This is a genomic window from Sphingobium sp. UBA5915, assembly GCF_002431195.1.
GTDB lineage: Bacteria > Pseudomonadota > Alphaproteobacteria > Sphingomonadales > Sphingomonadaceae > Sphingobium > Sphingobium soli.
On sequence record NZ_DJDV01000061.1, the window covers coordinates 1 to 9,144 of the forward strand.

Consider the following 9,144-nt stretch of genomic DNA (forward strand, 5'->3'; position numbering starts at 1 on the left):
ACGCCGCCGCGCGCCTGACCGCCGCCAGCGTGGATATCGGCAGCGTCGCGGAAAGCCCTGTGGCGATCGACAGCATAGAATGGTTCGCTTCGCCCATCGACAGCATCGCCCTGCTCGACCGCCTGCGACGCACTGGCGGCGACGCGCTACCGATCCTGGCGGTCAATCCCGGCATCGCGCCAGCCGATGCGAAACGCTGGCGCTATCTGGGCTACAAGGGCGGCAGCGAACCGGGCGTCATCGCCATGAACTTCCTCGCCCAGGCACGGGATGGCGACTGGTATGTGCTAAGCGCCAGCTGGAACAATCCGGCCGCACGGGTCGATGAACCCCGCTTCGTCGCGCTGATGACCCGCGCGCTTAACCTTCTGGCGCAGCACGCCCCTGCGCGTTGAGCGATCAGCCGGGCAACTCTATTCCCTCCAGAAAGTCGAGAAATGCCCGCACCCGCGCCGCCGTCCGGTCTTCCGCGGCATAAAGGGCGTGAATATCCTCGCCATCGCCCACGGCATAGTCCGCCAATATTTCTATCAGCCGCCCTGCCTCCAGGTCGCGAGCGACGTGAAAATAGCCATGCCGCGCTATGCCGCATCCCGCCACCGCCATCTGTCGCACCACCTCGCCCGAATTGCCGAAATACGCGCCTTCGACAGGCAGCTGCACGGTCTTTCGCCCGATGCGGAAGGGCCAGCTATCGACGGACCGGCGGAAGCTGAAGCGCAAGCAGTCATGTCCCGCCAGATCATTGGGCGTCGCGGGCGTCCCCCGCCGCGCCAGATAGTCCGGACTGGCCACCAACGCCATACGACTATGCCCCAGCTTCTTCGCACGCAGCCGCATATCGCGCAGCGGCCCGATGCGGATGGCGATATCCGCCCGCTCCTCGACCAGATCGACGATCGCATCCGACAGCGTCAAATCGATGCGGACGGCCGGATAGCGCGCACGGAAATCAGGCAGCATCGGGATCAGCCACTCAACCCCGAAGGACGGCGAGGCATTGATCCGCAACACGCCGCGCGGCGCGCCCCGTTCCTCGCCCAGCCCCGTCTCCAGTTCCATCATGTCGGTCAGCAGCACCATCATCCGGTCACGATAGGCCATGCCCTCGCGCGTCAGCGCCAGCGCCCGCGTCGTGCGCCGCACCAGCGTCACGCCCAGCCTCTGTTCCAGCCGCGCGATCGACCGGCTGACCGCCGATGGCGTCAGCCGCAACGCCTTGGCGGCATTGGCAAAGCTGCCTTCGGTCGCGACCATCAGGAATGTCTCGATATCGCCCAGTCGGTTATCCATGATTTCAATTCACTTCTGAAGTGATGACATGCGCTCTAATCATTAATCGCGCATGGCCTTACTTCTGTCCAGTTCGTTGTCAGGTTCAAAGGAAATCATCATGGATTTGAAGCTCTTGGGCAAAAGCGCCATCGTCACCGGTTCGACTGCCGGCATCGGTCTCGCCATCGCCAAAAGATTGGCCGACGAAGGAGTGTCCGTCACCATCACCGGCCGTAGTCAGGCCAAGCTGGACGCCGCCGCCGCGCAGGTCGGCGGCACCGTCAACCCCGTCCTTGCCGATCCCGCGACGGCTGATGGCGCCGCCGCCCTGATCGCCGCCGTTCCCTCCACCGATATCCTCGTCAACAATCTCGGCATCTATGAGGCAAAGGATTTTGCCGACATCAGCGACGCGGACTGGCATCACCTCTTTGAAGTCAATGTGGTCAGCGGCGCACGTCTCTCGCGCCACTATTTCCCGCAGATGCTCGCCGCCAATTGGGGCCGCATCCTCTTCATCGCTTCGGAAAGCGGGTTGCTCCCGCCCGCCGAAATGATCCACTATGGCATGACCAAGTCGGCGCAGCTCGCCATCTCGCGCGGCCTTGCCGAACATACGCGCGGCACCGGCGTCACCGTCAACAGCGTGCTGCCTGGCCCCACCCGATCGGAAGGCATCGTCGACTTCATCCGCTCGGTCGTCGAGGACAAGGACGCGCCGGAGGCCGATCGCGAAGCGGAGTTCTTCACCCGCATGCGCCCGCTCTCGCTCATCAAGCGGCTGATCGAAGCGGACGAGGTCGCCGCCATGGTGGCCTATCTCGCCAGCCCGCTGGCCGCCGCCACCAATGGCGCCGCGCTCCGGGTCGAAGGTGGCATGATCCCGACCATTGCCTGACGCCCGCAAGCCGCTGGCGATCCTGCTAGCGGCAAATGGCCCTGTCGCTCGTTCCCTTCCTTCGCCTATGAAGGATCAGAATGAGCGACACGGACAGCCTTTCCCGCATCGACGCCGCGCTGGCCCTGGACGGCTATGCGCGCCTTCCCGGTGCCGCCATGCGTGACCGGCTCGCCATTGCCGACCGCGACTGGGCGGATTTCGCCGCCAGCTGGAACGACCTTGGCCCGGATCGCTTCATGGCCGATGGCGGCCGCTATCGCCGCCGTCGCCACGCCACCTTTGCGCTGCGGGCTGGGGTCTTCACGCGCCGACCGCACCAGCCCCATTGGCAAAGCCGCGACTATAATCCTCTGAATGGCGACGTGCAGCGCTGGTTCGATCCTGTCGCCCCTGCCACCATCGCCAATCCTGTCGCCCAGGCGATCCTCGCCTTCTGCGCCGACAGTTTCGATCCCGCCAAATCAGGCGACTGGCATGTCGAACTGCATCAATTCCGGATCGAGGCCAGCGTCGCGCAGCAGGGCCGCCCGACGCCCGAAGGCATGCATCGCGACGGCGTCGACCGGGTGACGGTCATGCTGATCGAACGGCGCAACGTCCGCGAAGGCATTACCCGCATCGGCGCGCCCGACGGCACGCCGCTCGGCGAATTCACCCTGACCGATCCGGGCGACACGATGCTGATCGACGACCATAGAATTTTCCATGGCGTCACCGCAATCCACCCGGTCGATCCCGACCAGCCCGCCTGGCGCGACGCGCTGGTCGTAACCTTCGCGTCCGCCGGCTGACGAAACGCTATTTCAGCAGCACCAGCTCTTCCGCCATGCTGGGGTGCAGCGCGACGGTGTCATCGAAATCCTGCTTGGTGAGCCCCGCCTTCACCGCGACCGCTGCCGCCTGCAAAATCTCCGGCGCGTCCGGGCCGATCATGTGCAGCCCCACCACCCGGTCGGTCGTCGCGTCCACGATCATCTTGTAGAGCGCCCGCTCGTCGCGGTTCGCCAGCACATTCTTCATGGGCCGGAAATCCGACGTGTAGATTTTGACCGTGCCCAGCGTGTTGCGCGCTTCCGCCTCGGTCATGCCCACGCCCGCCAGCGGGGGATGGCTGAACACCGCTGAGGGCACGCAGCCATAATCGACCTTGCGCTTGTTACCGCCGAACACCGTATCGGCAAAGGCATGGCCTTCGCGGATTGCGACCGGCGTCAGCTGCAACCGGTCGGTCACGTCGCCCACCGCATAGATGCTCTCGCAGCTCGTCTGGCTATAGTCGTCGACCTTGATCGCGCCCTTCTCGTCCAGCTCGACGCCCGCCGTTTCCAGACCCAGCCCCTCGGTATGGGGCCGCCGCCCGGTCGCGAACAGCACCAGGTCGGCCGCCACCGGATCGCCGCTTTCGAACCGCACGCACAGCGTCCCGTCCTCATTCTTCTCGATCTTCTCCATCTTCGCATTGAAGCGGAAATTGATCCCCTTCATCGTCGAAATCTGGAGCAGCCTGTCGCGCACCGTTTCGTCATAGCCGCGCAGCAAGGTATTGCCGCGATTGACCATCGTCACATGACTGCCGAACTGGTGGAAGATGCCGGCGAACTCATTGGCGATATAGCCGCCACCCACGATGACGATGCGGCCGGGGCATTCGTCCAGATGGAACACCTCGTTGCTGGTGATGCCATGCTCCGCGCCCTCGACCTCCGGGATGATCGGCCAGGCGCCGGTCGCGACCAGGATGACCTTCGCGGTCACCTCCCGCCCGCTCGCCAGCTTGACGCTGTGCGGCCCGGTGATCGTCGCCCGCTCGCTGATCAGCTCGACCTTGTGGTTGTCGAGCGTATTCTTGTAGAGTCCCTCCAGCCGGTCGACATCCGCCAGCACATTGTCGCGCAGCGTCGTCCATTCAAAACCGCAATCGGGCACATTCCAGCCAAAGCGCCGCGCGTCCTTCAGATCCTCGGCAAAATGCGCGCCATAGATGAGCAGCTTCTTGGGCACGCAGCCGCGGATGACGCAGGTGCCCCCGACCCGGAACTCCTCGGCCACCGCGACCTTGGCACCATGCGCCGCCGCCACCCGCGACGCCCGCACCCCGCCCGATCCCGCGCCAATGACGAAAAGGTCGAAATCATAGTCGCTCATGCCGGTCTCCGCTGATGATGCGCGCGATATGGCGGCTGGCGCGGCGAGTTACAAATGGCAATCGCCGCAAACCATTCCGTTCGGTTCGAGTAGCCTTCGAGCGAAGTCGAGAAGACGTATCGAGAACAGGTTCTCGACAGGCTCGAACCGAACGGGTTTAGGTTACTCTCCCAAAGCCAGATCGATCAGCGCCATGGTCGACGGATCAAATCCGCTCGGCCCATCGGCCTCGATCGACTTGGCGATCTCCTTGCCCAGTTCCACGCCGAACTGGTCGAACGGGTTGATCCCCATCAGCACGGCATTGGCGAAGGTGCGATGCTCGTAGAAGGCGATCAGCGCGCCCAGCGCCTCTGGCGTCACATCCTCCATCAGGATCGTGGTCGACGGCCGCCCGCCGGGATAGGCGCGCGCCGGATCGTCCGGATTCTCCTTGCCCCGCATCAGCGCCGCGCCCTGCGCAAAGCAGTTGACCAGCAGCGCCCGGTGATGCGCCGGGTCCAGCGTATGGCCCTGTTCAATCGAGGCGATGAACTCGACCGGCGCGATGATGGTCCCCTGGTGCAGCAACTGGAACACCGCATGCTGTGCATCGGTGCCCACTCCGCCCCAGGTGATCGGCGCGGTCGGGCCGTCGACCGGCGTGCCATCGCGCTTCACGCTCTTGCCGTTGCTCTCCATCTCCAGCTGCTGAAGATAGGATGGCAGCAGCTTCAGCCGCTCGTCATAGGCGAACAGCGCGCGGGTCTGGCATCCCATCACCCGCGCATAATATTGGTCGGCGAAGGCCGCGATCAGCGGGGCGTTTTCGCGCGGGTCGGACAGGCGAAAATGCCGGTCCATCGCCGCGGCTCCTTCCAGCAGGCTCTCGAACGCGTCCCAGCCCAGTGACAGGGCGGCCGGAAAACCGATCGAAGACCAGAGCGAATAGCGCCCGCCCACGCTTTCGGAAAAAGGCAGGATGCGCGTTTCGTCGACGCCCCATTCGATTGCCTTGTCGGGCGAGGCCGTCAGCGCGATGACCCGGCCATAGGGGTCCTCTACGCCGGCCTCGACCATCCAGTTGATCGCGCTTGCGGCGTTCAGCATCGTCTCGGTCGTGGTGAAGGTTTTCGACGCGACCGCGATCAGCGTATAGGCCGGGTCGAAACTGTCCATTGCCCGCTCCAGCGCGGTGCCATCGACATTGGACACGATCGCCACGTCATAGCGGATGCCATCGCCGTCCAGCGCGTCGATGATGAGGTCGGGACCAAGCGCCGACCCGCCAATGCCAATATGCAGGATATGACGGATCTCGCCCAACGCACCCGCCTCGATCGCATCGATCAGCGCGCGCATCCGCGCGTGCAGCGCCTTGGCTCGTGCAACGCTGTCGGCATTGCCCTCGCCGCGCTCGGCAGGATGCTCGGCGGCGCGACCTTCGGTATTGTTGACCGCCTCGCCAGCGAAAAGCGCATCGCGCTGCGCGGCAAAGCCCTGTTCATGCGCCAGGGTCAGGAACGCGTCGATCAGTTCGCCGGTCAGGTGCGTCTTGGACCAGTCGAACCGCAAAGGCCCCTGGCTGAGCACCAGCGACGACAGCCGGTCGGGCTCAGCGGTAAAGATCGTCTTGAGGTCGGGTTGGGGCAGCGCGGCAATGGCCGCCAAGGGACCGTGCAGTGCAGGGCTGGTCATGCTGGGAATCCTTTTTGTGACGTTGGTCGATATCGACGCTGCACCGGTCGATTCTGTGTCTTTCTAGACCGGGCTTGCGTGCAATGCACCATCGGGCGTGCTTGACGCGGCCTTTACGACGCCTCAAAAGCCGCGACGGCCCTTTTTACGGGCTGAAGCGAAGGAAAAGACCAGCATCCATGACTGCCAAATCCGAAACACGGGACTTCCTCTGGTTTCTCGTCAAGCTGGGCCTGTTCGTCTTCATCCTGCGCAGCTTCATCGTCTCGCCCTTCAACATCCCATCGGAATCGATGCAGCCGCGCTTGCTGATCGGCGATTATCTGCTGGTGGCCAAATGGCCCTATGGCTATTCGCGCTATTCGTTGCCGTTCAGCGTGCCGTTGATACCCGGCCGCATCCTTGCCTCGACGCCGGAACGCGGCGACGTGGCGGTGTTCAAGGCGCCGCCGACGCAGAAGAATGATTATATCAAGCGCGTGATCGGCCTGCCCGGCGACATCGTCGCGGTACGCGGCGGCACGGTCTATCTGAACGGTCAGGCCATCCCCAAGCAGAAGGTCGCCGACTTCGTCATTCCCGTGACGCCCAACATGATCGAAGCGTCGGATAAGGAAGGCAGCCCCTCGCCCTGCTATCGGCCTGAGTTTGAGGAAGCCGCACCGGGCGGTGGCCGGCAATGCCGCTATCCGCAATTTCGCGAAACGCTGCCCGGCGGAAAAAGCTATAATGTGCTCGACCTGCTGCCCGATGGAGCGGCCGATGATCGTGACGCCGTGCTGGTGCCCGAAGGCCATCTCTTCATGATGGGCGACAATCGCGACCGCAGCGCCGACAGCCGCTTCCCCGCGGTCGAAGGCGGCGGCATCGGCCTGGTCCCGGAAAAGAATCTGGTGGGCAAAGCGCTGGTTTCGGTGTTTTCGACCGATGGCAGCGCCAACTGGCTGCTCCCCTGGACCTGGTTCACCGCCGCACGCTGGAGTCGCATCGGGGAAGGCTTTTGACCGTATCGCCACCCAGACCTGACACCGATGGCTGGCTCAAAGATCTGATCGGCCGCGCGCCGCACAACCGCGCGACGTTCGAACAGGCGCTCACCCATGGCAGCGCCAAGCCGGTCAATTATGAGCGGCTGGAATTTCTGGGCGACCGCATATTGGGCCTGTTGATCGGCGAATGGGTGTTCGACCGCTTCGCCGACGAACCCGAAGGCAAGCTGTCGCGCCGCTACAACGCCCTCGTTTCCGGCGAAACCTGCGCCGACATCGCCCGCACCGCCGGCGTCCCCAAACATCTGATCCTGGGCAAGCAGGCACGCGACGATGGCGCCGCCGACAGCGACAATGTGCTGGGTGACGTGATGGAGGCGCTCATTGGCGCGCTCTATCTGGAAGGCGGCCTGGACGAAGCACGCGCCCTCGTCCGCCGCTTGTGGGGGAACCGGGTCGACACCCAGACCAGCGCGCCGCGCCACCCCAAGTCCGCGCTTCAGGAGTGGGCCGCCGCCAACAGGCGCAAGCCCCCCGAATATCAGATGACAGACCGCTCCGGCCCCCAGCATGCGCTGCGCTTCACCGTCGCCGTCTCGATCAAGGGCGCAGGCGAGGCAAGCGCGACCGGCGCATCCAAGCAGGAAGCAGAAACGGCGGCGGCCAAGGCGCTGCTGGAGAAACTGGCGGGATAGGTCCAGCTTCCTCTCAAGATAGAAAACACCTACAACATTCTCGTCATCCCGGGCTTGACCCGGGATCCCGCTTTTTTCGCAAAACACGCAAGAATAAGCGGGATCCCGGCTTTTTCGCCGGGACGACGAGATTGCCGTAGTCGAACGGAGTATATTTGTTGGACGTTTCAGAAGAATCCCAGCGCTGCGGCGTCGTCGCGATCGTCGGGGCGCCCAATGCGGGCAAATCCACGCTGGTGAATGCGCTGGTAGGGCAGAAGGTGGCGATCACCAGCCCCAAAGCGCAGACCACTCGCACCCGTGTCATGGGCGTCGCGATCGAAGGCGACGCGCAGATCGTGCTGGTCGACACGCCCGGCATCTTCGCGCCCCGCCGCCGGCTCGACCGCGCGATGGTGCAGGCCGCCTGGGGCGGCGCGCAGGGCGCGGACCTCATCGCGCTTGTGGTCGATGGCAAGGCGGGCCTTGGCCCCAAGATGGAGCCGATCATCGAGGCGCTCGTCCATCGCCCGGAGCGCAAATGGCTGATCCTCAACAAGGTCGATATCGCCATCAAGGAAAAGCTGCTGGTCCACACCCAGAAACTCTATGAGCGGGTGGGCTTTGAGGAGACATTTTTCATTTCCGCCCAGACTGGCGACGGCCTGGCGCAGCTCAAGACCGCCTTTGCCGACGCTATGCCGCGGGGACCATGGCATTTCCCGGAGGATCAGGTGTCGGATGCCACCGACCGCATGCTGGCGGCCGAAATCACCCGCGAACAGCTCTACCATCAGCTCCACGCCGAACTCCCCTATGCCGCTGCCGTCGATACCGAACAATATAAGGAACGCGAGGATGGATCGGTCGAAATCCACCAGCAAATCCTCGTCGCTCGCCCGACCCAGCGCGCCATCGTGCTCGGCAAGGGCGGTCAGCGTCTCAAGGAAATCGGATCAAAGGCGCGCGCCGAACTGGCCACGCTGCTCGGCGTCAAGGTCCATCTCTACCTGCACGTCAAGGTGAAGGAAGATTGGGAAGACGACCGTTTCATCTACCGCGACATCGGTCTGGACTGGGTGGAATGACGTTACGGAGACGGAATTTTTACCAAGATCCCTTAGACGCGGGCCATGCGTCCCTATTCGAGAGCGATCGTCGGGATTGTCTTTTCCGTCTCCACCTCCTTGGTGGCGATGTGGGTCATGTCGCGCTTCCCGGGCATGGATATTCCCACACCCTATTGGATATTCGGTTTTTTCGCGCCGCTATTCATCTCGACTCCTGTATGCCTGCTGCTGGCGAGGCAGGTCGAACAGAAGCGACGGCTGGCCGAATCGCTCCAAAAGGCCATGGCCGAATTGCGACATCTGTCGGAAATCGACCAGATGACGGGTCTTTTCAACCGAGCCACTTTTCTCCTCCGGCTTGAGCAAGCCCGCGCTGCTGCTCCCGGCGTATGCCTGCTGATCGACGTCGATCA

At 63.8% G+C, this 9,144-nt stretch carries 9 protein-coding genes and 1 pseudogene; 6 read left to right on the plus strand and 4 right to left on the minus strand.

Annotated elements, in window-relative coordinates; translation table 11 throughout:
• A pseudogene (locus B2V90_RS10740) lies at positions 1-395 on the plus strand (serine hydrolase); the annotation flags it as partial.
• A 4-nt stretch (positions 396-399) separates the two neighbouring features.
• On the opposite strand, the gene B2V90_RS10745 reads toward B2V90_RS10740, so the two are convergent.
• Positions 400-1,293, minus strand: a complete 894-nt coding sequence (locus B2V90_RS10745; RefSeq protein WP_228220226.1) for a LysR family transcriptional regulator — start codon at positions 1,291-1,293, stop codon at positions 400-402.
• Between the two features lie 100 nt (positions 1,294-1,393).
• Between B2V90_RS10745 and B2V90_RS10750 the strand changes: the two genes are divergently transcribed.
• Positions 1,394-2,173 carry an SDR family NAD(P)-dependent oxidoreductase gene (locus B2V90_RS10750; RefSeq protein WP_228220227.1) on the plus strand — a complete coding sequence of 260 codons (780 nt, stop codon included), beginning with the start codon at positions 1,394-1,396 and terminating at the stop codon, positions 2,171-2,173.
• An 80-nt stretch (positions 2,174-2,253) separates the two neighbouring features.
• Positions 2,254-2,967, plus strand: coding sequence for a 2OG-Fe dioxygenase family protein (locus B2V90_RS10755; protein WP_228220228.1), 714 nt, complete (start codon positions 2,254-2,256; stop codon positions 2,965-2,967).
• Positions 2,968-2,974: 7 nt separating this feature from the next.
• On the opposite strand, the gene gor is transcribed toward B2V90_RS10755, so the two are convergent.
• Together gor and pgi are read right to left on the minus strand one after the other, a co-directional pair.
• Positions 2,975-4,321, minus strand: coding sequence for a glutathione-disulfide reductase (gene gor / locus B2V90_RS10760; RefSeq protein WP_228220229.1), 1,347 nt, complete (start codon positions 4,319-4,321; stop codon positions 2,975-2,977).
• A gap of 162 nt (positions 4,322-4,483) precedes the next feature.
• The gene (gene pgi / locus B2V90_RS10765; RefSeq protein WP_228220230.1) at positions 4,484-5,998 is read right to left on the minus strand and encodes a glucose-6-phosphate isomerase; all 1,515 of its coding nucleotides are present in this window, start codon (positions 5,996-5,998) and stop codon (positions 4,484-4,486) included.
• A gap of 179 nt (positions 5,999-6,177) precedes the next feature.
• On the opposite strand from pgi, the gene lepB reads away from it, so the two are divergent.
• The 3 genes from lepB (at position 6,178) to era (ending at position 8,749) form a co-directional block, all read left to right on the plus strand.
• Positions 6,178-7,002 carry a signal peptidase I gene (gene lepB / locus B2V90_RS10770; RefSeq protein ID WP_228220231.1) on the plus strand — a complete coding sequence of 275 codons (825 nt, stop codon included), beginning with the start codon at positions 6,178-6,180 and terminating at the stop codon, positions 7,000-7,002.
• Entirely contained in the window at positions 6,999-7,682 is a 684-nt protein-coding gene (rnc, locus tag B2V90_RS10775) for a ribonuclease III (protein ID WP_009821532.1), read from the plus strand. The genes lepB and rnc overlap by 4 nt, the downstream gene beginning before the upstream one ends.
• Before the next feature lie 158 nt (positions 7,683-7,840).
• Positions 7,841-8,749: a GTPase Era gene (gene era / locus B2V90_RS10780; RefSeq protein WP_228220232.1), complete on the plus strand. Its 909-nt coding sequence runs from the start codon at positions 7,841-7,843 to the stop codon at positions 8,747-8,749.
• Positions 8,750-8,929: 180 nt separating this feature from the next.
• Here era and B2V90_RS10785 read toward each other — a convergent pair.
• Positions 8,930-9,144, minus strand: a 215-nt coding sequence (locus B2V90_RS10785; RefSeq protein ID WP_293921239.1) for a hypothetical protein, incomplete at its 5' end; no start/stop codon positions are given.